Raw genomic sequence first — 24,939 nt, 5'->3', positions numbered from 1 at the left:
TTCTTAACTTCCGAATGCGCCGGTTGCCAGCAGAGGCACGATACGCCCCAGACCGCGGGGCGCTAGCGAAGTTGCATTGACGATGCGCTCAGCACCGGGCGTCTGGTCGGAAAGGTGTACATCATAGGTCGCGGTTGCAATGTAGGACGATTCAACATAGGAAGCGAACACCTTGCCCCCGCTATTGGTCAAGGCGGGGTTCTTGGCGGAGGGTGTGTTCACCATGTAGATCAGGCCACCCATCAATTCGGTGGTGCCACCCGAGGTCGTCGCCACCATGGTCGCGTTCTGTTCGGTTTTGACGCCAAGAATCCATAAAGGCGCACCGTTGTTCGTCACGCGAATGCCGTTGCCTTCGGAGTTGAGCTGCCGAATCCAGCCGCCACTGGTTCCAGCGATCCGGACCGTGCCACCCACATTCTCGGCAAACAACTCGCCACCCGTCTCAGCACGGTCCACCAGCGTAATGCCCGCCGCCACGATGTCGCGCAGTACCAGTTGTGCCGCGCCCACGTATTCGATGGCCAGCTTGCCGCCCTTGTTCACCATGTCGAAGGAGAGGCGCTCGATCACCAGCGGCGCGCCGTTGGCCGCCACCTTGAAGATGCCGCCGCCCAGCCAGAATGGCGCGGAGTTGTATCGCTTCACGCTGATGGTCGACATCGCGCCTTCGATGCGGCGCACGCTGGCCGGCACGTCCACGGTATCGTTGATCACGTAGGAGCCAAACGGGAAGTAGATCGTCGATGCGCCCGAACGCAAGGCCTGCTGCACGGCGCTGGTGCTGTCGGTCACGCCATCACCCACCGCACCGTAAGCCTGCACGTTGACCCAGCTCTCCACGCCATCGGTGATGCCCGTGACCGGCACCGGCTTGACCGGCAGCGCCCAGGAAGGCGTGGCGCTGCGCAGACGGGCGTTGCCCTGGTAAACGCCTTCGAAGACGGCCCCGCCGGCGACTGGCCCGCCGAAGAATTGCGCGCGGTTCTGGGTGCGCACCTGGCGCAGCGTCATCGCACCGTAGTTCTCGATGGCGGTGGCCGTGGTGCCGTCGCCGCTGAACCGCAGATTCACTGCGGTGATCAGGCCACGCGGGTCCAGGTTCTGGACACCCACGGCGTCGGCGTCGATGTCCATGTCGTTGATGGAAAGGGAATTGCCGCGGTTGCGCAAAGCGATGCTGCGGGCGCCTGCGAGCGTGACCTTGTCCAGGGTCACGCCGTATTCGGTATACGACGCGGAAATGCCGATGTCGAAACCGGAAACCGAAATGTCGCTGAGCAAGGCCGGGCCCGGCCATTTCCGGTCCATCGAGATCCCGATCGCCCCGCTGTCGCTGCCGCCGACGATGGCCAGATGCCGCAAGGCCCCGGAATTGTTGGCAAGGTAGTCGATCGCCACCGCGCCGGGGTTGCCGTTGCCGACGTCGATGGTCATGTTCTCGACATAGTTGGCGTAGGCGTCGTTGCCCTCGCCCTTGCCCAGGTAATCCTTGCCACCGGCCGTGGGTTGGCCCGCGAGCAGCGTGGAGGAGGTGAAGATGACCGGCTTCGGCGAAGCCGCGTTGTCGTAGCCGGCCGCGCGGTCTTTCAGGCGCAGCCTGGTGGTTTGCGGCGAGGCGCCGATGAGCACCATGCCGCTGAGATAGCGGCCGTCCGCGGCACGTTTGTTCAACGTGTCCGAAACCAGGTAGGTGCCTGCGGGGAAGAACACGATGCGCGCGCGCCACCAGGCCGTACCAAAACTCACATCGGCGGCGCGGATGGCGGCCAGGATCGCCGCGGTATCGTCGTTCACCCCGTCACCCCTGGCGCCGAATTTTTTGACGTCGATGACGCCCGCGTCGGCTGGAAAGGCCGCGCAGCCCATGGCGCCGCAACCAACGGCCGCACGCGCAACAGGCACGGCGGCGAGGAACATGGCGATGCATGCCAATACCATCGCACCTCGGTGTAGTGCGCCGAAAAGCAGCGTCTTCAAGCAACAGGAATTTTTCATGGGATATCTCCGCATCAGTGCCAGGTAGGCGGGTTGACCGCGGCCTCACTCGCGCCAGTCGGCGCGTTGCCACGGGTAGAAGCGGAGATTCGGGACGAATCGCGCAACGCTTCCAAGCCTGTTTTCGACGGTCGGCCATGCAGGCAGAAGCGCGTTTACCCCGCGGTTTCTTTTGCTTACAATTTATCCATTAAGTTCGTCCATCGGCGGCAATGGTTTGTATGCACCGAGGCAGCCATCGGCGGCGATACCTTCGACCCGCACGTGAATGGCGCTTGATCTGACGTGGTTTTGCGATCCGCACGTTTGCGACACATGGCCTTTTTCCCCAAACTGTCTCCGTGGCGATGCAGATTCGTCACCGAGCGAAGGGAGCCCAGATGACCGACGTCCAATTGGCCAAGATCGCCTATGCGGCGGCCATGCGCGCCAACGGCTGGAGTGCCGCCTGGGACGAGTTCCAGCGCGACCCGCGTGCGATCAAGGAGTGGATGGTCGGCGTGGCGGCGATCCGGGCCACGCTGGCCGAGGAGCAGTCATTCGAGCAGGCCGCGATCCAACGCGCCGTCGACACGCGGCACACCGTGACCGACCCGCGCATGCCCGTGGTCGCCCGCGCCCGCGGGTTGCCTGGCAACCACGTCGGCGGCTGCATCTCCGAAGCCGAACTGCAAAGCTGGATCACCGAATGGTCCCAGCAGGACGACACCTTCAACATCCCGTTGGTGCGTGAGTCGGACGCGCTGGCCGCCCTGCGAAACAAGATCGAGGAGTGCGCCGCGATCTGCGACGCGCTGGCCAAGGAAAGAGGTTTCGCCGCCGCACGCGTCTGCGCGCAGGCCATCCGTAATCAACAGGACCATCCGGCGAACCCTGCCCATGTCCTGAAATGATCGTTGCGTGGCGGCATTCGAGCGGGCGAGCGCCATTCATCGGCTCAGAATGAGGACTTCATGGTCCACAATGAAGTCTCAAAATGAACCCTTCTCCCTTCCGCATCGCCATCCTCGCCTTCGACGGCGTGGAGGCCCTCGACCTTGCCGGCCCGTACGAAGTCTTCACGACCGCGGTCCGGATGGCGCAACGCCTGGCTCCCGGTGCCATGGACGGCGCAGCGGCTTGGCAGGTGGATTGCGTGGCGCGCACGTTGGACCCGGTCCAGGCCCGCGCAGGCCTGCGGCTGCTGCCGTCTCTCGATTTCACGCAGTGCCCGCAGGCCGATCTGCTGGTCGTGCCGGGAGGCGTCGTCGATGAGGCAGTAGCCTGCCCCGCCACGCGCGCCTGGGTGGCGCGGGTGGCGACGGGGGCGCAGATCGCGGCCTCGGTCTGCACCGGCGCGTTCATCCTCGCCGCCAGCGGCGTTTTGACCTCGCAGCGCGTGACGACCCACTGGGAAGACATCGACGACCTGCACCGCCAATTCCCCGCGCTGCAGGTCGAGGCGGATGTGCGCTGGGTCGACGAAGGCCGCTTCGTGACGTCCGCCGGCATCAGCGCCGGCATCGACATGAGCCTGCACCTCGTGGAACGGTTGGCCGATGCCGCGTTGGCGGCGCGCACCGCGCGGCAGATGGACTACCCGTGGCAGGACGCATGAGGTGAGCGCTGCCGCCGCGCCGATCGACGTTCATTTCGTCCTGCTGCCCGACAGCCTGATCCTGGACTGGGCCGGGCCGGCGGAGGCGCTGCGCATCGCCAACCAGGTTTTGTGCGCGCAAGGCGGGTCACCGGCCTTCGCGATGCATTTCGTCGGACCGCAAACGGAGACGAGCACTTCGGTCGGTGCCCGCATGGCGGAACTCTCGCCGCTGCCGTCGGCGTCACAACTTGCAGACGCGGCAGCCTGCCAATGGATCGTGCTCGTCGGCCAGCCGGGCCGCACGATGGACCTGGACGGCCCGCCGGCACGCAGCGTGCTGCACTGGCTGCGCGGACTGCGCCTGGCGGCCGGCCGGCTCGAGCTGGTGTGCATCTGCGCCGGCGCGGTGATCGCCGCGCGCGCCGGCCTGCTCGCCGGACGACGCGCGACCACGCACCACCAGCATCTGGAAGAACTGCGGCAGGCCGAGCCCGGCTGCGAGGTGGTGGCCAACCGCGTGTTCGTCGAGGACGGCCCCGTCTACAGCAGTGCGGGCGTGACCACCGGCGTGGACCTGATGCTGCACCGCATGGCCGCCCGTTGCGGCGAGGCCGTCGTGGCGCAGGTGGCACAGACCATGGTGGTGGCGCTGCGCCGCGGGCCGCACGATCCGGAACTGTCGCCCTTCCTGCAGCACCGCGCCCACCTGCACGCCGCGCTGCATCGTGTGCAGGACGCGGTAGCCCAGCGACCGTCCGAGGCGTGGAACGTTCCGCGCATGGCGGCCGTGGCGCATGTGTCGCCGCGCCATCTCACGCGGCTGTTCGTCGAACACGCGGGCATCGCGCCGCTGCAATACCTGCGCGGGCTGCGCCTGGCCTCGGCAGAAGCGGCGCTGCAGTCGGGCGGCAACGTCACCCAGGCGGCGGCGCAGGCGGGCTTCAGCTCGGATGCACAGCTGCGGCGCACCTGGAAGCAACTGGGCAAGCCGCAGACGCCATCACGGCGCCGCCGGCAATCCGCGCAGGCGCCTACGCAGGATTGAGCGGCGCGAGGCTGGCCAGCACCTTGTCGATGCGCTTGCCGTCCAGATCGACCACCTCGAAGACCCAACCCGCGCACTCGATGCGCTCGCCGACCGCGGGCAACTGGCCCGATACCGACATCAGCAGGCCAGCCACGGTGTTGTAGCGGCCGCGGCCGTCTTCGGGCAGGTCCTTGATGTCGAGCCGGCTCTTGAGCTCACCCACCGGCATCAGCCCGTCGAGCAGCCAGCTGCCGTCTTCGCGCTCGAAGGCCCAGGCATCGGCTGGCGCGCCGGGCTGCAGTTCGCCGGTGATGGCCTCCAGCAGGTCGCGCGGTGTCATCAGGCCCTGCACCACGCCGTATTCGTCGACCACGAAGACCATGCGGCCCGACTTGGCGCGGAATTGCTCGAGCAACTCCATGCCGCTCAAGGTCTCGGGCAGGAAGGCGGCAGGCAACACATGCCGCTCGACCGGGCCCGGCTCGTCGGGGCCGAGCTCGAGCAGGCGCCCGACGCTGATCACGCCGACCACGTCGTCCAGCGAACCGCGGCACACCGGGTACCAGGAATGCGCGCCATGGCCGCCGCCACTGCCGGCATGCTGCAGGCACTGGGCCACGGTGTGGGAGGCGTCGAGCCATTCGACGTCGGCGCGCGGCACCATCAGCGAGGTCAGCGGCCGGTCGTCCAGGCGGAACACGTTCTGCACCATCTGGTGTTCGTGTTGCTCGATCACACCCGCGTCCACGCCCTCCTCCAGGCTGGCCACGATTTCCTCTTCCGTCACCGAACGGCCGGCCGAGTTGTCGATGCGCAGCAGTTTCAGCACCGCATGCGTGCTGAGCGACAGCAGCCTCACGAAGGGCTTGGCGACCGTGGCTACCCAGGTCATGGGACGCGAGATGGCGCGCGCCACCGGCTCGGGATACAGCTGGCCGATGCGCTTGGGCACGAGTTCGCCGAAGACGATGGTGATGAAGGTGATCACCGTCACCACCACGGCCGTGGCGGTGATGTCGGCCGGCCGGGTGTTCATCCCGAAGGTCTGCATCCAGGCCGAGAGCTTGTCACTGAAGGCGGCCTCGCCCAGGATACCGTTGAGCATGCCGATCGAGGTGATGCCGACCTGCACCGAGGACAGGAACTGCGTCGGGTTGTCCAGCAGCGTCAGCGCCGCGCGTGAGCCCTTGTCGCCCGCCTCGGCCATCGCGGTCAGCCTCGCTTTGCGGCTGGAGGCCAGGGCCAGCTCGGACATGGCGAACACGCCATTGAGCAGGGTCAGAAACGCGATGAGCAGGAAATCCATGAAACCAATGCAAGAATGAACACCATGGCAATGTACCTGATAGGCGATATACAAGGTTGCGATGCGCCGCTGGGCCGTCTGCTCGACACCATCGGTTTCTCACCGAGCCGCGACACGGTGTACATGCTCGGTGACCTGGTGAACCGCGGTCCGGCTTCGGTCGGCGTGCTGCGCCGGCTCATGGCCTATGGGGATGCGGCGCGCTGCCTGCTCGGCAACCACGACCTGCACCTGCTGGCCGCCGCGCACGGCGTGCGCAAGCCCCATCGCAGCGACACGCTGCAGGCCGTACTGGACGCGCCCGACCGCGCCGCCCTGCTCGACTGGCTGCGCCACCGGCGCATGGCGATGCTGGAAACGGTGGCCGGCGAGACCCTGCTGATGGTGCATGCCGGGGTGTTGCCGGCCTGGACGGCGGCACAGACGCTGATGCTGGCCGCGGAAGTGGAGGCGGTGCTGCGCGGGCCGGACCTGCCATCCTTCCTGCACGAGATGTACGGCAACGAACCCGCAGCCTGGCACGACGACCTCGTGGGTGCGCCGCGCCTGAGGGTGATCGTCAATGCACTCACGCGGCTGCGCTTCTGCTCGGCCGACGGCCGCATGGAGTTCGATGCCAAGGAAGGTGCCGGTGAAGCGCCCGCCGGCTACATGCCGTGGTACGCGGTGCCGGGCCGGCGCACGGCCGGGGTCCGGTTGGCCTTCGGCCACTGGTCGACGTTGGGCTGGATGGATGCGGCCGGCGTGTGGTCGCTGGATACCGGCTGCGTCTGGGGCGGGTCGCTCAGTGCCCTCAGGGTCGGCACGACGCTGGCCGAGCACGAACTGATCCAGGTGCCGTGCCCGCAGGCGCAGCGGCCCGGCTGAAAAGCTAGACCGTTTCGGCCGGCGCCGCTTGCGCCACGGCCACAGGCGCTGCAGGTGCCGGCGGACGCGCCTTGAACAAAGCCGCCACCTTGCGCTTGGGCTTGATGTTGGCGGAGATGCTGCGCACGGCGGGGTTGCGCGCCGCGGCTTCCCAGGCGGGAGCGGCCTCGGTCGAAGGGGCCTGGTAGGGCTGGTCGAAGAACGGATCGCGCGAAGGCCGGCGCGGCGCTTCGGCGCGTGGCGCACGCGGAAACCGTGGCTCGCGTGGTTCGCGCGGCGCATCCAGCACGTCGCGCGGATCATCGCCACCCCAGGCGCGGCGGCCGTCGTTGATGCGGCCCTGGGTGCGGATGCGCGGCGTGTCCTCGTCGTATTCCACCGCTTCGAGTTCGATCTTCTTGCCGATCAGTTTCTCGATGTCCGTCACCAGGCGCGCGTCGCTGCCGGAGACGAAGCTCACGGCCAGACCCGAAGCGCCGGCGCGGCCGGTACGGCCGATGCGGTGCACGTAGTCTTCGGCGTTGAACGGGATGTCGATGTTGAACACCGCCGGCACGTCCTTGATGTCGAGGCCGCGCGCGGCCACGTCGGTGCAGACCAGCAGGTCGACTTCGCCCTTCTTGAACGAGTCGAGCGCCTTCAGGCGTTCGTCCTGGCTCTTGTCGCCGTGCAGGGCGGTGGTCTTCAGGCCGTCTTTCTCGAGATCGCGCGCAAGCCGGGCGCAACCCAGCTTGCTGTTGACGAACACGAAGGCCTGCTTCACGCCACGGGTCCTGAGCACCTGGTGCAGGGCGCGGCGCTTGTCGTCGCCGTTCACGCTGTAGAAATGCTGCTCCACCGTGGAAGCCGTGGCATTGGAGCGCGCGACTTCGATGGTGACAGGATCCTGCAGGTAGCTGTTGGCCAGGCGTTTGATTTCGGGCGAGAACGTGGCCGAGAACAGCAGCGTGATGCGCTTCTTCGGCAGGTAGCTCAGGATGCGCTGCAGGTCCGGCAGGAAACCGATGTCGAGCATGCGGTCGGCCTCGTCGAGCACCACGTACTCGACCTGGTTCAGCACGGCATTCTTGGCTTCGATGTGATCGAGCAGCCGGCCCGGCGTGGCCACCAGGATTTCGACGCCTTTTTTCAGCTCCAGCGTCTGCGGCTTCATGTCCATGCCGCCGAACACCACCATGCTGCGCAGGTTGGTGTGCTTGGCGTAGGCCTTGATCGCCTGGGCCACCTGGTCGGCGAGTTCGCGCGTAGGCAACAGCACCAGCGCCCGCACCGGATGCCGCGCGGGCGATGTGGAGGCGTTTTCGTGCGCCAGCATGCGCTGCAGCAGGGGCAGCGAGAAGGCAGCGGTCTTGCCGGTGCCGGTCTGGGCGGCGCCCATCACGTCGCGGCCCTGCAACACCACGGGAATGGCCTGCGCCTGGATCGGCGTCATCGAGGTGTAGCCCATGTCGGCCACGGCGCGCGACAAAGGCTCTGCGAGTTGCAGCTGAGAGAAGGAGTCCAGGGAGTCCAGGGGGGTAGCGGTCATCAAGTCCAGCGGTGTTTAGCTATTGAAACCATAGCAGGTTGCGCCCGATAGACTAGGCGCCGGCAAATATTATCGCCGAATTGTGAAAATCTCTGCCGAGCACATGGCCGACGACCTTCCGCCAGCAGGGTTGTCGGCCATGAAAAAAGCCGACGGATGGGGCTCCGTCGGCTTGGCGCCCGGGAAGGCAATCCGCTCAGTGCTTCACCGAGCCCTCGGTGCCAGCCGGTGCGCCTTCCCCGGCCGCAGCCACGCCGAGCGGCACGGGCGTCGCGGCCGGTTCGTCCTCGGGCAAGGGCGTGGGCATGCGCTCCAGCGCCACTTCGAGCACCTGATCGATCCACTTCACCGGCACGATTTCCAGACCGTTCTTCACGTTTTCCGGAATGTCCTGCAGGTCCTTGGCGTTTTCCTCGGGGATCAGCACCGTCTTGATGCCGCCGCGCAGGGCCGCCAGCAGCTTTTCCTTCAGGCCGCCGATCGCCGTGACTTCGCCGCGCAGCGTGATTTCACCCGTCATGGCCACGTCGCCGCGCACGGGGATGCCGGTGAGCGCGGACACGAAGGCCGTGGTCATGGCCGCGCCCGCGCTCGGGCCGTCCTTCGGCGTGGCGCCATCGGGCACGTGGATGTGGATGTCCTTCTTCTCGAACACTTCGTCCTTCAGGCCCAGCATGCGTGCACGGCTGCGCACGACCGTCCGGGCTGCGGAAACCGATTCCTTCATCACGTCACCGAGCGAGCCGGTGGTGGTGATCACGCCCTTGCCCGGCATCAGCGCGGCTTCGATCGTCAACAGGTCGCCGCCGACCTCGGTCCAGGCCAGACCGACCACTTGGCCAACCTGGTTCTGCTGCTCGGCGCGGCCGTAGCTGTACTTGCGCACACCGAGGAAGTCGTTGAGGTTGTCGGCCGTGACGAGCACCTGAGGCTTCATCTGCTTCAGCAGCAGCGCCTTCACCACCTTGCGGCAGATCTTGGACAACTCGCGCTCGAGCGAACGCACGCCGGCTTCCCGCGTGTAGTAACGCACGATGTCGCGCACGGCGGCCTCGGAAATCAGCAGTTCCTCTTCCTTCACGCCGTTGTTCTTCAACTGCTTGGGCAGCAAATACTTGATGGCGATGTTGGTCTTCTCGTCTTCCGTGTAGCCCGACAGGCGGATCACTTCCATACGGTCCAGCAGGGCCGTGGGAATATTCATCGAGTTCGAGGTGGCGACGAACATCACGTCGGAGAGGTCGAAGTCGACTTCCACGTAGTGGTCGCCGAAGGTGTGGTTCTGCTCGGGATCGAGCACTTCCAGCAACGCGCTCGACGGGTCGCCACGGAAGTCCGTACCGAGCTTGTCAATCTCGTCGAGCAGGAACAGCGGATTGCGCGTGCCGATCTTGTTCAGGCTCTGCAGCACCTTGCCCGGCAGCGCGCCGATGTAGGTGCGGCGGTGGCCACGGATCTCGGCCTCGTCACGCATGCCGCCCAGGGCCATGCGGGTGTACTTGCGGCCGGTCGCCTTGGCGATCGACTGACCGAGCGAGGTCTTGCCCACGCCCGGTGGGCCGACCAGGCACAGGATCGGCGCCTTGACCTTGTCCACGCGCTGCTGCACCGCGAGGTATTCCAGGATGCGGTCCTTGACCTTGTCCAGGCCGTAGTGGTCTTCATTGAGCACGGCTTCGGCGTTGGCCAGGTCGTGCTTGATCTTGGTCTTCTTGCTCCAGGGCAGGCCGACCAGCACGTCGATGTAGTTGCGTACCACCGTGGCCTCGGCCGACATGGGCGACATCAGCTTGAGCTTCTTGAGTTCGGCCTCGGCCTTCTTCAAGGCTTCCTTCGGCATCTTGGCGGCCTTGATCTTCTTTTCGATCTCTTCGATGTCGGCGCCCTCTTCACCTTCGCCGAGTTCCTTCTGGATCGCCTTGACCTGTTCGTTCAGGTAGAAGTCGCGCTGGTTTTTCTCCATCTGGCGCTTCACGCGGCCGCGGATCTTCTTGTCGACGTTGAGGATGTCGACTTCGCGCTCGAGTTGGCCGAACAGGTTTTCCAGGCGTTCACGCACGTCAGCCAAGTCCAGCACCACTTGTTTGCTATCAAGCTTGAGCGGCAGGTGCGCGGCAATGGTGTCGGCCAGGCGGCCCGGATCGTCGATGCTCGAGATCGAGGTCAGGATCTCGGGCGGAATCTTCTTGTTGAGCTTGACGTACTGGTCGAACTGCTGCATCACCGCACGGCGCAGCGCCTCGACCTCGGTGTTCTTCTGCGCCGTGGCCACGGCTTCCACCGGTGTCACATTGGCGGTGAAATGCGATTCGCCGTCGTCGATGTGGTTCACGCGCGCGCGCTGCTGGCCTTCGACCAGCACCTTGACCGTGCCGTCGGGCAGCTTCAGCATCTGCAGGATGGTGGAGACGCAGCCGACGTCGAACATGTCGGAGACCAGCGGCTCGTCCTTGGCGGCAGCCTTCTGCGCCACCAGCATGATGCGGCGATCGGCTTCCATCGCGGCCTCGAGCGCTTTGATGCTCTTGGGACGGCCGACGAACAGCGGAATCACCATGTGGGGAAAGACCACCACGTCGCGCAAGGGCAGCAGTGGCAGTTCGAGTGGTTCAGCAGGCAATGAGGTGTGTCCGGACATGAAGATCCTTTGAAAGTCCTGATGAATATGGACGTCGATGGGCTATTTTCAACCCGACGGCCAAGACCAAAGCCATGGTAAGGGCAAAAAAAGGCCGGCTCATTCGGCCGGCCGGTGATCGCGTCAGGCCTTCTTGGCCGCTTCGCGGTACACGAGAAGCGGCGGTTTGTTTTCTTCGATGGTGGATTCGTCCACCACCACCTTGTCGACATTCGTGGTGTTGGGCAGCTCGAACATGGTGTCGATCAGCGAGAGCTCCAGGATGGACCGCAGGCCGCGCGCACCGGTCTTGCGCGCCAGCGCCTTCTTGGCAATGGCCTTCAGCGCCGAAGGGCGAATCTCCAGGTCCACACCCTCCATCGCCAACAACTTGCTGTATTGCTTGACCAGCGCGTTCTTGGGCTCGGTGAGGATCTGCACCAGTGCGTCCTCGCTGAGTTCGGCGAGCGTGGCGACCACGGGCATGCGCCCCACAAGTTCGGGAATGAGGCCGAACTTGATCAGGTCTTCGGGCTCGACCTCGCGGAACACCTCGGTGAGGCTGCGTTCCTTCTTGCTCTTGACCGCGGCGCCGAAACCGATACCCGAAGATTCCGTGCGGTTGCCGATCACCTTTTCCAGCCCGGCGAACGCGCCGCCGAGGATGAACAGGATGTTGGTCGTGTCGATCTGCAGGAAGTCCTGGTTCGGATGCTTGCGCCCACCCTGCGGCGGCACGCTGGCCATGGTGCCTTCGATGAGCTTCAGCAGCGCCTGCTGCACCCCCTCGCCCGACACGTCGCGCGTGATCGAAGGGTTGTCGGACTTGCGCGAGATCTTGTCGATCTCGTCGATGTAGACGATGCCGCGTTGGGCACGCTCGACTTCGTAGTTGCAGCTCTGCAGCAGCTTGGCGACGATGTTCTCGACGTCCTCGCCCACGTAGCCGGCTTCGGTCAGCGTGGTGGCGTCGGCCATCACGAAAGGCACGTCGAGCATGCGCGCCAGCGTCTGCGCGAGCAGCGTCTTGCCGGAACCGGTGGGCCCGATCAGCAGGATGTTGCTCTTGGTGAGCTCGATGTCGTCCTTCTTGGCCTTCTCCTTGTGGCGCAGGCGCTTGTAGTGGTTGTAGACCGCCACCGCCAGCGTGCGCTTGGCGACCTCCTGGCCGATGACGTAGTTGTCCAGGTTGTTCTTGATCTCGATCGGCGTCGGCAGGTCGCTGCGCGGTTCGCCGCCCACCTCGGTACCCGAAGGCACTTCGTCGCGGATGATTTCGTTGCAAAGGTCGATGCATTCATCGCAGATGAACACCGACGGCCCCGCGATCAGCTTCTTCACTTCGTGCTGGCTCTTGCCGCAGAAGGAGCAATACAGGGTCTTTTCGCTGGAAGAGCCTTTTTTCTCGGCCATGGGAAGAATGCCTTTTTCAGTCGTTACTGAATGATAACCAAATAAAAAACGGCGCTTTCTGACTCAGAAAACGCCGTTCGATCAGCCGACCCGCGCGGTTCAGGGTCGCTTGGCGATGACCTCGTCGACCACACCATACGCCTTGGCTTCGTCGGCGAACATGAAGTAGTCGCGCTCGGTGTCGCGCTCGATCTTCTCGATGCTCTGGCCCGTGCGTTCGGCGAGGATGCGATTCAACTGGTCACGCGTCTTCAGGATGTCGCGCGCATGGATCTCGATGTCCGTCGCCTGGCCCTGCGCACCGCCCGAGGGCTGGTGGATCATGACGCGCGAGTTCGGCAGCGAGAAGCGCTTGCCCTTGGCGCCGGCCGCGAGCAGGAAGGCACCCATGCTGGCCGCCATGCCGACGCACAGCGTAGACACGTCGGGCTTGATGAACTGCATCGTGTCGTAGATGGCCATGCCGGCCGTGACCGAGCCGCCGGGCGAGTTGATGTAGAACGAAATGTCCTTGTCAGGATTTTCGCTCTCCAGGAACAGCAGCTGGGCGACCACGAGGTTGGCCGTCTGGTCGTTGACCGGGCCGACCAGGAAAATCACGCGCTCCTTGAGCAGGCGTGAGTAGATGTCGTAGGAGCGTTCGCCACGACCTGATTGCTCGATGACCATGGGGACCATGCCGAGTCCCTGGGTGTCGAGCGCGCTTTTTCCGATGATCATGTGATTTCCCGATATGGTTGAAGGAGACTCCACGTAAATAAGGGCCTGCACCGCAAAGCACAAGCCCCCTGCTACATGGTCAGCAAATCGATTGTGTTCGCAAATCAGTTCTGCTGTGCCATCAGATCATCAAACGAGATGACCTTGTCGCTGACCTTGGCTTGGCCCAGCACGAATTCCGTCACGTTGTTCTCGATCACGATGCCTTCGACTTCGGCCAGGCGCTGCTGGTCGCTGTAGTACCAGCGCTGCACTTCCGAGGGCTTCTCGTAGCTCGAGGCCAGCTCTTCCACGTGGGCCTTGATCTGCTCGGGCTTGGCCTGCAGGTTGTTGGCGCGCACCAGTTCGGCCACCACCAGGCCCAGGCGCACGCGGCGCTCGGCCTGCGGGCGCACGACTTCGTCGGGGATCGGCGCGTTTTCAGCGTCCTTGATGCCGCGCGACTTCAGGTCGGCACGTGCCGATTCGATCATGCGGTTGATTTCGGATTGCACGCTGGCATTGGGCAGGTCGAGTTCGGCCTTGGCGACCAGCGCGTCCATCACGGCTTGCTTGTTGCGCGACTGCAGGCGGAACTTGACTTCGCGCTCCAGGTTCTTCTTGATGTCGGCGCGCAGGCCTTCCACGCTCGCATCGGCGATGCCGAGCGACTTGGCCAGGGCTTCGTTGACTTCGGGCAGGTGAGCCGCTTCGATCTTCTTCAGCGTGACCATGAAGTCGGCCTGTTTGCCGGCCACGTCCTTGCCGTGGTAGTCGGCCGGGAACGACAGCGGGAAGGTGCGGCTTTCGCCAGCCTTCATGCCGCGCACGGCGTCTTCGAATTCCTTGAGCATCTGGCCTTCGCCGACCAGGAACTGGAAGTCCTCGGCCTTGCCGCCGGAGAAGGTTTCGCCGTCGATCTTGCCTTCGAAGTCGACCGTCACGCGGTCGCCGTCCACCGCAGCGGCGTCCTGTGCGCGCTGGGCGAAGCTGCGGCGTTGCTTGCGCAGGATCTCGATGGTCTTGTCGATGGCGCCTTCGTCCACTTCGGCCGAGAGCTTCTCGATCTCAGCGGTAGTCAGGTCGCCTAGCTTGACTTCGGGGAACACCTCGAACACCGCGTCGAAAGCCAGCTGGCCTTCGGGCGATTCTTCCTTCTCGCTGATGCGCGGCTGGCCGGCCACGCGCAGCTTGGCTTCGTTGGCGGCGCTGGCGAAAGCCTCGCCGACCTTGTCGTTCATCACTTCGTAATGCACCGAATAGCCGTAACGCTGGGCGACGACGTTCATCGGCACCTTGCCGGGACGGAAACCGTCCATCTTGACCGTGCGCGCCATCTTCTTGAGGCGGGAATTCACCTCGTTCTGGATCACGTCGACCGGCAGCGACAGCGTGATCTTGCGTTCCAGCTTTTCCAGGGTTTCAACAGTAACGGCCATTTTGGTCTCTTAAAAAAAGTGTGGTGCGCGGGGGGGGACTCGAACCCCCACACCATTGCTGGCGTCAGGACCTAAACCTGGTGCGTCTACCAATTTCGCCACCCGCGCTTGTTCCAGACAAAACGAAGGCCCGCATGCACGGAGATTCCTGGAATCCCGGGCCGCCGACCGTTCGCGTGAAATCGGTGAACCTGGCATTTTAGCCTGCGCAGGCGCCGGTTTTCCGGCCGGCGATCCGGAAAATCGCCCTGGGCCGAGGTCAGGCCGGTTTCAGGCGGGCACGACGGAGCGCGCGGGCTCTTCGGCTGGCGGCTCGCGCCTGACGCGGAACCAGGCCGCGTACATCGCGGGCAAGGCCAGCAGCGTCAGCACGGTTGCGACCACCAAACCGCCCATGATCGCCACGGCCATCGGCCCCCAGAACACGGAACGCGACAGCGGAATCATCGCCAGCACGGCCGCCGCGGCGGTGAGCACGATCGGGCGCAGACGGCCGACGGCCGCGTCGACGATCGCGTCCCAGGTCGGCACGCCACGGGCGCGTTCCTGCTCGATCTGGTCGATCAGGATCACCGAGTTGCGTTGGATCATGCCCATCAGTGCGATCACGCCCAGCAGCGCCACGAAGCCGAACGGCCGGCCGAGCAGCAGCAGCGCCCCGGCGACGCCGGCAATGCCCAGCGGCCCGGTCAGGAACACCAGCATCGCGCGGCTGAAGCTGTGCAGCTGCAGCATCAGCAACGTGAAGGTGATGAACAGCATGATCGGCACGCCAGCCGCGATCGAGGCCGAGCCCTTGCTGCTCTCCTCCACGGCACCGGCCACCTCGATGCGGTAGCCGCCCTGGCCCTGTTCGGCCCATTTGGCTTCCAGCTTCTTCAACTGCGGCAGCAGTTCGTTGGTCACGGTCGCGCCCTGCAGGCCTTCGGTGATGTCGCTCTGCACGGTGATCGCGTAGTCGCGGTTCTCGCGCCACATGACACCGGGCTCCCAGTCGAACACCGGTTTGGCGATCTGCAGCAGCGGGATCGACTTGCCGCTGGCCGTGGGCAGGTAGGCATTGGCGATGTCGGTGATGGCACTGCGCTCGTCGAGCGGCTGGCGCAGCACGATGTCGATGAGCTTGTCGCCTTCGCGGAACTGGCCCACGGTGGCGCCGAGCAGGATGGTGTTCGCGGCCTGCGCGATGGCCTGGCTGTTCACGCCGAGCGCGCGCGCCTTGGCCTGGTCGACCTGCAGCCGCATGACCTTCACCGACTCGTTCCAGTTGTCGTTCACGCCGCGGGTGTTGGCGTTCTCGCGCATCGCGGCCTTGACCTCGTTGGCGCGGTCGCGCAGCACCAGCGGATCGGTGCCGACGACGCGGAATTGCACCGGATACGGCACCGGCGGCCCGTTGGGCAGCAACTTGACACGGCCGCGCACCTCCGGGAATTCCGTGGCCAACAGGTCCGGCAGCTTCACGCGCAGCACCTCGCGCTGATGCAGGTCCTTGGCCAGCACGATGAACTGCGTCACGTTGGTCTGCGGGAACACCTGGTCCAGCGGCAGGTAGAAGCGGGGCACGCCCGAGCCGACCCAGCCGGTCACCGTGGCCACGCCGGCCTCGCGCATCAGGCGCGCCTCGACCTGCTTGGCCACCTTTTCATTGGCGACGAAGGAGGTGCCTTCCGGAAACCAGATGTCGACCATGATCTCCGGCCGGCTCGAATCGGGGAAGAACTGCTGCTCCACCTTGCCCATGCCGACGATGCCGAGCGCGAAGGTGGCCAGCGTCAGCGCGATGGTGATCCAGCGGTGCAGCACGCACCAGTTCACCAGGCGCCGGAAGCGGTTGTAGAACGGCGAGTTGAAGCTCTCGTGGTGGACCGGGCTGCCGTCGGCGGCCGTCTCCACGTGCGCCGGCGGCTTCAGCAGCAGCGTGCCGAGATAGGGCACGAAATACACGGACACGAACCAGCTCAGCAGCAGCGCGAGCACCGTCACCGCAAAGATCGCGAAGGTGTATTCGCCGGTGACGGATTTTGCGATGCCGATCGGCAGGAAGCCGGCCGCGGTGATCAGCGTGCCGGTGAGCATCGGCATGGCGGTGATCTCGTAGGCAAAGGTGGCGGCGCGTACCTTGTCGTAGCCCTCCTCCATCTTGCGCACCATCATCTCCACGGCAATGATGGCGTCGTCGACCAGCAGACCCAGCGCGATGATCAGCGAGCCCAGCGATATCTTGTGCAGCCCGATGCCCCAGTACCACATGCCGAGGAAGGTCAGTCCCAGCACCAGCGGGATGGTGATGCCCACGACCAGGCCGGGCCGGATGTCGAGCATGTAGTGTTTCCACCAGGGGTTGCGGCCGGGCCGCTTGTGCAGGCCGAGGCTGACGAAACTCACGGCCAGCACGATCAGCACGGCCTCGATCAGCACGCCGACGAACTCATTGACCGAACTCGACACGGCCTTCGGCTGGTCCTGCACCTGCACCAGCTTCACGCCGGCCGGCAGGCTCTTGGCAATGCGCGCGGACAAGGTGTCCATGGCCTTGCCCAGCGCAATGATGTCGCCGCCTCGGATCATCGACACGCCCAGCGCAATCACCTCGTTGCCCTGGTGGCGCACCTTGACCTGCGGCGGGTCCACGTAGCCGCGTGTGATCTGGGCGATGTCGGCCAGCCGCAGCGTGCCGCCCGAGCTGCCGCGGATCGGCAGCGCCTTCAGGTCCTCGACGGCCTCGAACTGTCCGTCCACGCGCACCTGCACCACGTCCAGCGGCGTCTGCACCGCGCCCGCGCTTTCCACGGCGTTCTGCTGGCCGAGCTGGGCCAGCACCTGGTTCAGGTCCAGGCCGAGCTGGGCCAGGCGCTTTTGCGAAATCTCGATGAAGACCTTCTGGTCCTGCACGCCGAACAGGTCGACCTTGGCCACGTCGGGAATGCGCAGCAGCTGCTGGCGCACGTCGTCGGCGAACACCTTGACCTCGGCATTGCTGAAACCGTCGGCCTCCAGCGCATAGATGATGCCGTAGACGTCGCCGAAATCGTCGTTGAAGAACGGCCCCTGCACGCCGGACGGCAGCGTGTAGCGCATGTCGCCGATCTTCTTGCGCACTACGTACCAGAGGTTGGCCACCTCGCTGCCCTTGAACGAATCCTTGAGCTGGAAGATGATCTGCGACTCACCCGGCTTGGAATAGCTGCGGATGCGGTCGGCGTACGGCACCTCCTGCAGCGTACGTTCGAGCTTGTCGGTCACCTGCTCGGCGACCTGCTGCGCAGTGGCGCCGGGCCAGTAGGTACGCACCACCATCACCCGGAAGGTGAACGGCGGGTCTTCGTCCTGGCCGAGCTGGAAGTAGGCGGCGAAGCCCATCAGCATCAGCACCACCATCAGGTAACGCGTGAGCGCCGGATGGTCGAGCGCCCATTTCGAAAGATTGAAACCCTTGGGCTGCGCGTCGGCCGCGGCTTGGTATTCTGGATGGCTCATCGAGGGCTCACTTCGCAGCCGGCGTGCTGGCCGCGGCAACCGGCGCTGGCGCCGGCACGGCGGCGGCCGAGGCCGTCGTCCTCTCCTGGTAGATGCGCACCTTCTGCCCCGGCGCGAGCACGTGCACGCCGGCCGTCACGACCTGCATGCCCGGCGTGAGGCCCGAACCGATGACCACCTCGTTGCCGTCCGCCGTGGCCACCGCCACCGGTTGCGCCCGCACCGTCATGCTCGACGGCTCGAGCACCCAGACCGCGCTGCCCTGCTTGGCGTCCTGCCACAGCGCACTGGTCGGCAACTTGATGACCGGGGCGCCGGCGCGGCTCAGCGCCTTGGGTACCACCGTCATCGTCGTGCCCAACGGCGGCGGCTCGGCCGTCTCCAGCGCCACCTTGACCTGGAAGGTGCGCGTCACCGGGTCGGCGCTGGCCGCCACCTCACGCACCGTGCCGCTCAACACCGCGTCCGAGGCCCAGATGCGCGCCTCCACCGGCGAGCCGACCGCCATGGCCGCCACCATGTCCTCGGGCACGGTGAACACCACGTCGCGTGGCCCGTCCTGGGCGATGCGCACCACCGGCGTGCCGGCGGCCACCACCTGGCCAGGCTCGGCTTCGATGCCGGTGACCACGCCCGCCACGTCGGCGACCAGCCGCGTGTACCTGGCCTGGTTGCCCTGCGAGGAAGACTGCGCGCGCGCCTGGTCGTATTGCGCCTGCGCCGACTTGAGTGCCGTGTCGCGCCGCTCGAGTTCGGCCCCGCTGATGAAGTTCTGATCGCGCAACTCCTTGTAGCGCTTGTAGTCGGCCGCGGCCAGGTCGCGGTTGGTCAACGCCGCGGCCACCTGGGCCTGGGCGGCATCGTTCGCCAGCCGGAAATCCTGCGGATCGAGCTGCGCCAGCACCTCGCCGACCTTGACGCGCTGGCCGAGTTCGGCCTGGCGCCGCACCATCTTGCCGGCCACCCGGAAGCCCAGCCGGGATTCGACCCGGGCGCGCACGTCACCCGAGAATTCAAGGCGCGACTGCAGCACGCTCGGCGTCACCGTCTGCACCTTGACGGAGCGGATCGGCTCGGCCTCCGGTTCGGGCTTGGAACATCCGGCCGTCAGGCCGACCAGGCCCAGGATTGCCAGCCAGGCCATGGCCGTGAAACCGGCGCGCACAGGGGAGCGTAAGGAACTACGCGGTATTTTTTTTGACATGACTGGCCTGCTGAAAACGACTGAGCGACTGCCGACTGACTGTACAGATAAGCACATATCCGTACAACCGGTTACCGTCTGCTCGAAGACTGATGGAACGCGACAGGGTCATGGCCACAGCTTAGTCCAGCGACAATGCGGCCCGTGAATGCCCCCTCCTCGACCCAAAATGCTACCCGACAAAGCGTCGAGCACTACGAAAATTTTCCCGTTGCCTCCTGGCTTTGCCCGCCACGGCTGAGGCCGCCCATCGCGGCCATCTACCACTTCGCGCGCACGGCCGATGACCTGGCCGACGAAGGCGATGTGACTTTTGCACAACGCCTGGACGACCTCGCCGCCTACCGCGCCGACCTCGCGGCCATCGTGGCGGGCCGCGCGCCATCGACCCGCTGGCCCCAGGTTTTCGGGCCGCTCGCACGCGAGATGACGGCATTTTCGCTGCCGCACCAGTTGCTGGCCGACCTGCTCGATGCCTTCACCCAGGATGTGCATAAGACCCAAAACCGACAGGGCTATGCCGACCGCACCGAACTGTTGGCCTATTGCCAGCGTTCGGCCGCGCCGATCGGCCGGCTGCTGCTGCACCTGTACGGCGTCGCGGACGGCCGTTCGCTGCAGCAGAGCGATGCCATCTGCAACGCCCTGCAGCTCATCAACTTCTGGCAGGACCTGAGCCTCGACCTGCCGCGCGGGCGCTACTACCTGCCTGCCGACGCCCGCCTCCGCCACGGGGTGAGCGACGCCACGTTGCTGGCCCGCGAACAGACGCCCGAAGCCACGCGGCTGATCGCCGAACAGGTGGCCTGGGCGCGGGAACTGATGCAAAGCGGCACGCCGCTGGTGCACGCCGTGCCGGGCCGGGCCGGCTGGGAGCTGCGGCTGGTGGTGCAAGGCGGCCTGCGCATCCTCGACAAGATCGAGGCCATGCATTTCGCCACGCTGCGTGCGCGGCCACGCATCGGTGCCTGGGACGCACCGCTGATGCTGGCGCGTGCGTTCGCAATGTAAGAACTTTCGCTCACCCCCAAGTCGCTCACTGTGTGTAGCGCCACCCCCTTGCAGGGGGCGCCACCAGCGGCCCGGCGAAGCCGGTTCCGCGGCGCCCCTGGAATGGGACAGGCTTTTTGCCGAAGGCGGGCCAAGCTGAGCGATGGGTTGACCAGTGACAATGTAACAATCCCCCCAAATGACCCCCGAGCAGTACGTCCAGCAAAAGGCCGCCGCCTCCGGCAGCAGCTTCTATTACGCCTTTCTTTTCCTGCCACGCCCGCGGCGCGCGGCCATCACCGCCTTCTATGCGTTCTGCCGCGAAGTCGATGACGTCGTCGATGAGACGACCGACGCCGGCGTCGCCCAGACGAAGCTCGCCTGGTGGAAAAGCGAGGTCGCACAAGCCTACGCCGGCAAGCCCACGCATCCCGTGATGCAGGCTCTGATGCCGCACAGCGCCGAATACGACATCCAGCAGCACCACCTGCAGGCCATCATCGACGGCTGCCAGATGGACCTGGAGCAGACGCGCTACCTCGACTTCCCCGGTCTGCAGCGTTATTGCCACCTCGTGGCCGGCGTGGTGGGCGAAGTGTCGGCGCGCATCTTCGGCCAGACCCAGGCCGCCACCACCGACTACGCACACAAGCTCGGCCTGGCCTTCCAGCTCACCAACATCATCCGCGACGTGGGCGAGGACGCGCTCATGGGCCGCATCTACCTGCCGGTCAACGAGTTGCAGCAGTTCGACGTGAAGGCGCACGAGATCCTCAAGCGCACCTATTCCGACCGCTTCACCGCGCTGATGCGCTTCCAGGCCGAGCGCGCGCACCGGCTCTACGACGAAGCCATGGCCGTGCTGCCCGAGGCCGACCGCCGCGCGCAAAAACCCGGCCTGATGATGGCCAGCATCTACCGCACGCTGCTGCGCGAGATCGAACGCGACAACTTCCAGGTGCTGCACCAGCGCAACAGCCTCACGCCGATCCGAAAGCTCTGGCTGGCCTGGAAGGTGCAGGCTTTGGGCAGGGTGTGAGGATCGCCATCGTCGGTGCCGGCTGGGCCGGCCTGGCCGCTGCCGTGGAAGCCACGCGCGCTGGCCACACTGCTATCGTTTTCGAAGCATCCCGCGCGCTTGGCGGCAGGGCCAGAGCCCTGAAACATGCAAAAACCGACGGCACCACGCTGTGGCTCGACAACGGCCAGCACATCCTCATCGGCGCCTATGCCGAAACCCTGCGGCTGATGCGAGAGGTCGGTGTCGATGCCGACCAGGCCCTGCTGCGCCTGCCGCTGACCCTGCGTTTTCCCGATGGCAACGGCCTTGAATGCCCCGACTGGCCCGCGCCTTTCGACGGCCTGGCCGGCATCCTGGGCGCACGTGGCTGGAACTGGCGCGACAAGCTCACGCTGCTGCGCGCCGCTTCAGCCTGGCAACGCGCCAAGTTCCGGTGTGACGCGGCCCTCAACGTCGCCGACCTGTGCGCCGAACTCACGCCGCGCGTCATGGCCGAACTCATCGAGCCGCTGTGCGCCTCGGCCCTGAACACGGCCGCCAATGAGGCCAGCGGCCAGGTGTTCCTGCGGGTGATCCAGGATTCCTTGCTCGGCCCGCGGACAGGCGCGTACGGCGGCTCGAATCTGCTGATCCCGCGTGTCGACCTGGGCCAATTGTTTCCCGCGCCCGCCGCGGCCTGGCTCGTGGCGGGCGGCGGCGAAGTGCGGCTCGGCCGCCGCGTCGCGGCGATCACGCAACCGGGCCCGCGCTGGCAGGTGCTAGCCGATGGCCTGGCGGAAGATTTCGACGCGGTGCTGCTCGCCTGCCCCTCCTGGGAAGCTGCGCGCCTCGTACGGCAGGCCGGCCTGGCCGACAGCGAAGGCTGGCTCGCCGACAGCGACGGCCTGGCCTTCGAAGCCATCACCACCGTCTACGCCACCAGCGCCACGCGCCTCGCCGCGCCGATGCTCGCGCTGCGTTCCTCGCCTGCAGCACCGGCCCAGTTCGTGTTCGACCGCCGCCACCTGGGCGCGGCGCATGCACCCGGGCATGGGGGTATATTGGCCTTCGTGGTCAGTGTGAGCCACGGCGACCGCGACACCATCGAAGCCCAGGTGCTGGCCCAGGGCCGGTCGCAACTCGGCCTGGAAGACCTGATGCCGGTGCAGACCATCGTCGAGAAACGCGCCACCTTCGCCTGCACCCCCGGCCTGCGCCGTCCGGCGATGCGGGTCGCGCCCGGCCTGCTGGCCTGCGGCGAACACGTGGCCGGCCCCTATCCCGGCACACTCGAGGGCGCAGTGCGCAGCGGTGTGGCCGCTGCCGCAGCCCTTTCCAACCCATCGTTTGCATGACCCCGAACCCTCCCGCGCGCAGCCGCGCCGCACACTGGTTGCTCGCCGCCAGCATCATCCTGATCGCGTTGAACCTGCGCCCGGCGCTGGCCAGCCTGCCGGTGCTGCTGCCCGAGATCAGCGCCGGCACCGGCCTCACCGCGCTCGGTGCAAGTTACCTCACGGCGATACCGGTGCTTTGCCTCGGCCTGTTTGCGCCGCTCGCCCCCAGGCTGGCACTGCGCTTCGGCATCGAGAAAACCCTGCTCGGCGTGCTGCTGCTGCTGGGCCTGAGCACCGCGCTGCGCGGCACCGGCAGCCTGCCGATGCTTTTCGCCGCCTCGGCGGTCGCTGCGGGTGCCATCGCGGTGGGCAACGTGCTGCTGCCGGGCCTGGTGAAACGCGACTTCGCGGCCCAGGCCGGGCTGATGACCGGGCTCTACACCATGGCTGTCTGCGGCGGCGCCGCGGGCGCGGCCGGCCTGTCGGTGCCGCTCGCGCAATGGTTCGGCCACCGCTGGACCTGGGCGCTGGCCGCATGGGCCGTGCCTGCCGCGCTGGTGGCGCTGATCTGGGCACCGCAGGCCCTGCGCCGCGGCCCGGCCGCCGATGGGCACCAGCGCCAGCGCGTGCGCGGCCTGTGGCGCGACCGGCTGGCCTGGCAGGTCACGATGTACATGGGGCTGCAGTCGGGCCTGGCCTACGCCATGTTCGGCTGGCTCGCGCCCATCCTGCGCGAACGCGGCCTGGACGGCGTGACGGCTGGCTGGGTGATCTCGGCCTCGGTGATGGCGCAGGTCGCCACCTGCCTGCTGCTGCCGAGCTTCGCGATCCGCCAGCGCAACCAGAGCGGGCTCAACGTCGCGCTGGCGCTGCTGGCCGGCGCCTGCCTGCTGGCCATGCTGTACGCGCCGCTGTCGCTCGTGTGGGGCTATGCGGCGCTGCTCGGGCTGGCGCAGGGCGGGCTGTTCTCGGTGTGCATGACGCTGATCGTGCTGCGCTCACCCGACAGCCAGGTGGCCGCGCAGTTGTCGAGCATGGCGCAGACGGTCGGCTACCTGGTGGCCTCGGCCGGGCCGATGCTGATCGGTGTGCTGCACGGCCGCACCGGCAGCTTCGCGAGCGCAGGCTACGTGTACGGCGGCATGGCGCTGGGGGCGGCCTGGTTCGGCTGGGGCGCGGGAAGGGCGGCACTGGTGCGGGCGACGCGCGAGCCAAGCTGACCACAGCAGGGCATCAGTCCAGCAAGCGGACCTGTGCGCAAGGGCCGTCACTGTTCCAGGCGAACAGGACCAGGTGCCACAGGCCCGGGGCTTTTCGAGAAGGATCGATCAGGCCGACCGCGCCCATCGCCGTCACGCGATCGCGGACATCCCACGACGGCGGCCGGTGTCCTTGCGCCACGAGTTCCTGCCATGGTGCCGTCGCGTCCCGGAGGTCGATGCCGGCCAGCCGGCAGGCTTTTTCATCCCGCAGGTCGAATATCCGATCGGAAATGACTTCCACGCCGACCACCCTGAGCCTGGCGGCCCGTGCATGGCTGTGAGCGGCCATCGCGGCTTCGACGCCTTGCGCAGAGGCGCTGAGGTAGAGCGTGGGCTGATCGGCCGTGGAATAGCGGCCAGCAGCCCGCGAGCCGGCGATGGCGGCATCGATGAAGTCGGGATCGACAGCCCGATAGAAACGGCCGTGAACCGGGATGAGAACGCCGTCGCGATGCGGCGCGGCTGGTGGCATCACGGGGCCTCGTGCGCAAACATCGCCCCGAGTTCAGCCAAACTCGCCACCTCGGCATGCGGCTGCATCTCTTGTTGCCACAACTGGTCCGTGCGGTTCACCCAGACGGCCTGCATGCCGGCGCCGAGCGCGCCCAACACATCGAGCAGCGCATCGTCGCCCACGTGCAGCACCTGTTCGGGCGCGACGTCGGCGGCGCGGGCCGCGGCCTCGAAGATGCGCGCGTCGGGCTTGGCCACGCCGAACTCGCGCGCGGTGATCGAGGCCGTGAAGTAGGCACCCAGGCCCACCCGCGCGATGTCGGCATTGCCGTTGGTCAATGCCACCAGGGGATAGCGCGCGGCCAGCAGGTCGAGCGCGGGCAACACGTCGTCGAACAGATCCACGCGCTGGCGTTCCGCGAAAAACACCTCGAAAGCCTCTTCGGCGAGCGTGCCGTCCTCGTTCGCCTGCTGCAGCGCCAGGCGGATGGACTCGCGCCGCAGCGCGCTCAGGTCGGCATGCAGGTCGGGGCGCAGCGTGTGCATGCGGTTGCGGATTTCGCGCAGGGCTTCCGGGCTGCCGAACAGGCCAGCCGTGGCCGGCGCCCGCAGCTTGAGCCAATCGAGCAGCACCTGCTCGGCGCGGGCGATGGTCGGCCAGATCGGCCACAGGGTGTCGTCCAGGTCCAGGGAAATGGCGCGGATTTTGGTGAGGTCCAGCATAGGTGCCCGAGAATACG

Annotated in this window: 19 protein-coding genes and 1 tRNA gene; 8 read left to right on the top strand and 12 right to left on the bottom strand. The window is 66.3% G+C overall.

Features of this window, described 5'->3' with window-relative positions:
* Positions 1-3: 3 nt before the first annotated feature.
* Positions 4-1,941, bottom strand: coding sequence for a glycosyl hydrolase family 28-related protein (locus tag RD110_RS10005; protein WP_076199041.1), 1,938 nt, complete (start codon positions 1,939-1,941; stop codon positions 4-6).
* Between the two features lie 437 nt (positions 1,942-2,378).
* Here RD110_RS10005 and RD110_RS10000 point away from each other — a divergent pair, with 437 nt between their 5' ends.
* The 3 genes from RD110_RS10000 to RD110_RS09990 all read left to right on the top strand — a co-directional run bounded on the left by RD110_RS10000 (position 2,379) and on the right by RD110_RS09990 (position 4,622).
* Positions 2,379-2,891, top strand: coding sequence for a hypothetical protein (locus RD110_RS10000; protein ID WP_076199039.1), 513 nt, complete (start codon positions 2,379-2,381; stop codon positions 2,889-2,891).
* A gap of 83 nt (positions 2,892-2,974) precedes the next feature.
* Positions 2,975-3,595, top strand: a complete 621-nt coding sequence (locus RD110_RS09995; RefSeq protein WP_076199037.1) for a DJ-1/PfpI family protein — start codon at positions 2,975-2,977, stop codon at positions 3,593-3,595.
* A 1-nt stretch (position 3,596) separates the two neighbouring features.
* Positions 3,597-4,622, top strand: coding sequence for a GlxA family transcriptional regulator (locus RD110_RS09990; RefSeq protein WP_239467211.1), 1,026 nt, complete (start codon positions 3,597-3,599; stop codon positions 4,620-4,622).
* Here the strand turns inward: RD110_RS09990 and RD110_RS09985 are convergent.
* The gene (locus RD110_RS09985; RefSeq protein WP_076199035.1) at positions 4,609-5,910 is read right to left on the bottom strand and encodes a hemolysin family protein; all 1,302 of its coding nucleotides are present in this window, start codon (positions 5,908-5,910) and stop codon (positions 4,609-4,611) included. The genes RD110_RS09990 and RD110_RS09985 overlap by 14 nt on opposite strands.
* A 24-nt stretch (positions 5,911-5,934) precedes the next feature.
* Here RD110_RS09985 and RD110_RS09980 point away from each other — a divergent pair, with 24 nt between their 5' ends.
* Positions 5,935-6,777 (top strand): symmetrical bis(5'-nucleosyl)-tetraphosphatase, encoded by an 843-nt coding sequence (locus tag RD110_RS09980; protein WP_076204747.1) that lies wholly within the window; start codon positions 5,935-5,937, stop codon positions 6,775-6,777.
* Between the two features lie 4 nt (positions 6,778-6,781).
* Here RD110_RS09980 and RD110_RS09975 read toward each other — a convergent pair whose 3' ends face one another.
* The 8 genes from RD110_RS09975 to RD110_RS09940 form a co-directional block, all read right to left on the bottom strand.
* Positions 6,782-8,305 (bottom strand): DEAD/DEAH box helicase, encoded by a 1,524-nt coding sequence (locus RD110_RS09975; protein ID WP_076199033.1) that lies wholly within the window; start codon positions 8,303-8,305, stop codon positions 6,782-6,784.
* Positions 8,306-8,501: 196 nt separating this feature from the next.
* Positions 8,502-10,943: an endopeptidase La gene (gene lon / locus RD110_RS09970; protein ID WP_076199031.1), complete on the bottom strand. Its 2,442-nt coding sequence runs from the start codon at positions 10,941-10,943 to the stop codon at positions 8,502-8,504.
* Positions 10,944-11,066: 123 nt separating this feature from the next.
* Positions 11,067-12,335, bottom strand: a complete 1,269-nt coding sequence (gene clpX / locus RD110_RS09965) for an ATP-dependent Clp protease ATP-binding subunit ClpX (RefSeq protein ID WP_076199029.1) — start codon at positions 12,333-12,335, stop codon at positions 11,067-11,069.
* 99 nt (positions 12,336-12,434) lie between these two features.
* Positions 12,435-13,055 carry an ATP-dependent Clp endopeptidase proteolytic subunit ClpP gene (clpP, locus tag RD110_RS09960; RefSeq protein WP_076199027.1) on the bottom strand — a complete coding sequence of 207 codons (621 nt, stop codon included), beginning with the start codon at positions 13,053-13,055 and terminating at the stop codon, positions 12,435-12,437.
* A gap of 104 nt (positions 13,056-13,159) precedes the next feature.
* Complete coding sequence (tig, locus tag RD110_RS09955; RefSeq protein ID WP_076199025.1) at positions 13,160-14,473, bottom strand: trigger factor; 1,314 nt, start codon at positions 14,471-14,473, stop codon at positions 13,160-13,162.
* A gap of 21 nt (positions 14,474-14,494) precedes the next feature.
* Positions 14,495-14,581: transfer RNA gene (locus RD110_RS09950), tRNA-Leu, on the bottom strand.
* 162 nt (positions 14,582-14,743) lie between these two features.
* A complete protein-coding gene (locus tag RD110_RS09945) occupies positions 14,744-17,953 on the bottom strand; it encodes an efflux RND transporter permease subunit (RefSeq protein ID WP_076199023.1) in 3,210 nt (1,069 codons plus the stop codon).
* Positions 17,954-17,960: 7 nt separating this feature from the next.
* Complete coding sequence (locus RD110_RS09940) at positions 17,961-19,097, bottom strand: efflux RND transporter periplasmic adaptor subunit (protein ID WP_076204744.1); 1,137 nt, start codon at positions 19,095-19,097, stop codon at positions 17,961-17,963.
* A gap of 195 nt (positions 19,098-19,292) precedes the next feature.
* On the opposite strand from RD110_RS09940, the gene hpnC reads away from it, so the two are divergent.
* The 4 genes from hpnC to RD110_RS09920 all read left to right on the top strand — a co-directional run bounded on the left by hpnC (position 19,293) and on the right by RD110_RS09920 (position 23,704).
* Positions 19,293-20,168, top strand: a complete 876-nt coding sequence (hpnC, locus tag RD110_RS09935) for a squalene synthase HpnC (protein ID WP_076199021.1) — start codon at positions 19,293-19,295, stop codon at positions 20,166-20,168.
* A 178-nt stretch (positions 20,169-20,346) separates the two neighbouring features.
* Positions 20,347-21,186: a presqualene diphosphate synthase HpnD gene (gene hpnD / locus RD110_RS09930; protein WP_076199019.1), complete on the top strand. Its 840-nt coding sequence runs from the start codon at positions 20,347-20,349 to the stop codon at positions 21,184-21,186.
* Positions 21,183-22,502 (top strand): hydroxysqualene dehydroxylase HpnE, encoded by a 1,320-nt coding sequence (gene hpnE, locus RD110_RS09925; protein WP_076199017.1) that lies wholly within the window; start codon positions 21,183-21,185, stop codon positions 22,500-22,502. The genes hpnD and hpnE overlap by 4 nt, the downstream gene beginning before the upstream one ends.
* On the top strand, positions 22,499-23,704 hold the full coding sequence (locus tag RD110_RS09920; protein WP_083686190.1) for a CynX/NimT family MFS transporter: 1,206 nt from the start codon (positions 22,499-22,501) through the stop codon (positions 23,702-23,704). Before hpnE ends, RD110_RS09920 begins: the two co-directional genes overlap by 4 nt.
* Positions 23,705-23,717: 13 nt before the next feature.
* On the opposite strand, the gene RD110_RS09915 is transcribed toward RD110_RS09920, so the two are convergent.
* Complete coding sequence (locus RD110_RS09915; RefSeq protein WP_076199015.1) at positions 23,718-24,218, bottom strand: RES family NAD+ phosphorylase; 501 nt, start codon at positions 24,216-24,218, stop codon at positions 23,718-23,720.
* Complete coding sequence (locus RD110_RS09910) at positions 24,218-24,922, bottom strand: HAD family hydrolase (RefSeq protein ID WP_083686189.1); 705 nt, start codon at positions 24,920-24,922, stop codon at positions 24,218-24,220. Before RD110_RS09910 ends, RD110_RS09915 begins: the two co-directional genes overlap by 1 nt.
* Positions 24,923-24,939 lie beyond the last annotated feature (17 nt).

It is taken from the genome of Rhodoferax koreense, from assembly GCF_001955695.1.
Lineage (GTDB): Bacteria > Pseudomonadota > Gammaproteobacteria > Burkholderiales > Burkholderiaceae_C > Rhodoferax_B > Rhodoferax_B koreensis.
This window is presented reverse-complemented; position numbering and strand designations above follow the sequence as displayed.

What these genes read in the sequence shown, in the direction of transcription:
- RD110_RS10005 (WP_076199041.1), bottom strand. Translation starts at nt 1,941, where the DNA reads ATGGTATTGGCATGCATCGCCATGTTCCTCGCCGCCGTGCCTGTTGCG.
- RD110_RS10000 (WP_076199039.1), top strand. Translation starts at nt 2,379, where the DNA reads ATGACCGACGTCCAATTGGCCAAGATCGCCTATGCGGCGGCCATGCGC.
- RD110_RS09995 (WP_076199037.1), top strand. Translation starts at nt 2,975, where the DNA reads ATGAACCCTTCTCCCTTCCGCATCGCCATCCTCGCCTTCGACGGCGTG.
- RD110_RS09985 (WP_076199035.1), bottom strand. Translation starts at nt 5,910, where the DNA reads ATGGATTTCCTGCTCATCGCGTTTCTGACCCTGCTCAATGGCGTGTTC.
- RD110_RS09980 (WP_076204747.1), top strand. Translation starts at nt 5,935, where the DNA reads ATGGCAATGTACCTGATAGGCGATATACAAGGTTGCGATGCGCCGCTG.
- RD110_RS09975 (WP_076199033.1), bottom strand. Translation starts at nt 8,305, where the DNA reads ATGACCGCTACCCCCCTGGACTCCCTGGACTCCTTCTCTCAGCTGCAA.
- lon (WP_076199031.1), bottom strand. Translation starts at nt 10,943, where the DNA reads ATGTCCGGACACACCTCATTGCCTGCTGAACCACTCGAACTGCCACTG.
- clpX (WP_076199029.1), bottom strand. Translation starts at nt 12,335, where the DNA reads ATGGCCGAGAAAAAAGGCTCTTCCAGCGAAAAGACCCTGTATTGCTCC.
- clpP (WP_076199027.1), bottom strand. Translation starts at nt 13,055, where the DNA reads ATGATCATCGGAAAAAGCGCGCTCGACACCCAGGGACTCGGCATGGTC.
- tig (WP_076199025.1), bottom strand. Translation starts at nt 14,473, where the DNA reads ATGGCCGTTACTGTTGAAACCCTGGAAAAGCTGGAACGCAAGATCACG.
- RD110_RS09945 (WP_076199023.1), bottom strand. Translation starts at nt 17,953, where the DNA reads ATGAGCCATCCAGAATACCAAGCCGCGGCCGACGCGCAGCCCAAGGGT.
- RD110_RS09940 (WP_076204744.1), bottom strand. Translation starts at nt 19,097, where the DNA reads ATGGCCTGGCTGGCAATCCTGGGCCTGGTCGGCCTGACGGCCGGATGT.
- hpnC (WP_076199021.1), top strand. Translation starts at nt 19,293, where the DNA reads ATGCGGCCCGTGAATGCCCCCTCCTCGACCCAAAATGCTACCCGACAA.
- hpnD (WP_076199019.1), top strand. Translation starts at nt 20,347, where the DNA reads ATGACCCCCGAGCAGTACGTCCAGCAAAAGGCCGCCGCCTCCGGCAGC.
- RD110_RS09920 (WP_083686190.1), top strand. Translation starts at nt 22,499, where the DNA reads ATGACCCCGAACCCTCCCGCGCGCAGCCGCGCCGCACACTGGTTGCTC.
- RD110_RS09915 (WP_076199015.1), bottom strand. Translation starts at nt 24,218, where the DNA reads ATGCCACCAGCCGCGCCGCATCGCGACGGCGTTCTCATCCCGGTTCAC.
- RD110_RS09910 (WP_083686189.1), bottom strand. Translation starts at nt 24,922, where the DNA reads ATGCTGGACCTCACCAAAATCCGCGCCATTTCCCTGGACCTGGACGAC.